This window comes from Fodinibius salipaludis, assembly GCF_002287075.1.
GTDB lineage: Bacteria > Bacteroidota > Rhodothermia > Balneolales > Balneolaceae > Fodinibius > Fodinibius salipaludis.
Genome location: NZ_NSKE01000030.1, coordinates 1 through 1,076, shown reverse-complemented (window position 1 = coordinate 1,076; position 1,076 = coordinate 1). Strand labels below are relative to the sequence as shown.

Here is a 1,076-nt window from a genome sequence, read left to right as displayed (position 1 = left end):
TAGCAGTTTTATTCTAATTTTAAATTAATAATACTATAAAAATGAGTGACGAAGACATTTCAAATAAAATTGAAATAGACTCTGAACCACCAAAAAACTCCAAACCAGATTATATCTTAAATAGAGAGAGTTGGTTCAAAATAATTTTAATATCAGTTGCTGCTATAGTTATAGGTTATAAAATTATTGAGGCTCCTATAAATTTTGATTTTTCAGATTTTCGCTTCTCAGACTTTTTGTCACTTAGCTTAGCAATCTTTTCAATTGGGCTATCAGTAGCTTTTTATTTTAAAGCCACTGAAATGAGCAACAAGTTTTATGATAACACTTATAAGTTCACAAAAGATATATCTGAAATATTAGGTCGAATTGAAGCAGGTTTTGGGGAAAAGCTAAAGCATCTTGATGAAGGCTATACAGGTTTGGTTGATAAATTCGATGCTAATTCTTTCTCAAAAAGTGAACAAGAAATTGAAGAAGCAGAGAAAGAATTTGAAGAAGAAAAAGCCAGATTAGAAGCTGAAATTGAAGAAAGAAATAACATCTTGGACAATGTAATGCAAAGAGCTCAGTTGCAAGAACATGAAAAAGAAGAATTGCTTGACTCTCTAGAAGAAAAGGACAACCAAATCTCTAAACTTAAGCAGGAGATGAAATATCTAAAGAATGAGATAAATACTGCTGAAAAAAATCAAGAAACAGAATTATTCAGTGGTATTCCCCAGGGAGTATTGCATGCTTTTAAAACTTATGTTTTTAGAAACTATGCTAAAGATATGTTTCTGGAAGCTCCAACAGGCTTTTTGAGAAGAGAAGTTAATCTTAGATCTATTCAATTGCCGAAGAAACTCGTTGAAGATTTACAGAAACATGTCCTAATAAATCCAGACTGGACTCTAACCGATCGAGGTATTAGAGTTTTGAGAAGATTAGCTGAGGAATAAACTGCTAACCCGCGCATTAACTCGGACGTGCCTCGCTATCACTTGCCAAGTTTTGGTATTTTAGCTCTCCGTTCATTATTTAACTAATCAACGCTACTTTGCACGCCGGTTATGCGCAATGTCGTTAGTTAG

The 1,076-nt window shown here is 33.2% G+C and carries 1 protein-coding gene; it reads left to right on the top strand.

The genetic code is table 11. The features are described from left to right. Positions 1–41: 41 nt before the first annotated feature. On the top strand, positions 42–944 hold the full coding sequence (locus CK503_RS15895; protein ID WP_095607815.1) for a coiled-coil domain-containing protein: 903 nt from the start codon (positions 42–44) through the stop codon (positions 942–944). Positions 945–1,076 lie beyond the last annotated feature (132 nt).

Bases quoted from the DNA above. Each gene is read 5' to 3' on its own strand.
- CK503_RS15895 (WP_095607815.1), top strand. From the start codon at position 42: ATGAGTGACGAAGACATTTCAAATAAAATTGAAATAGACTCTGAACCA.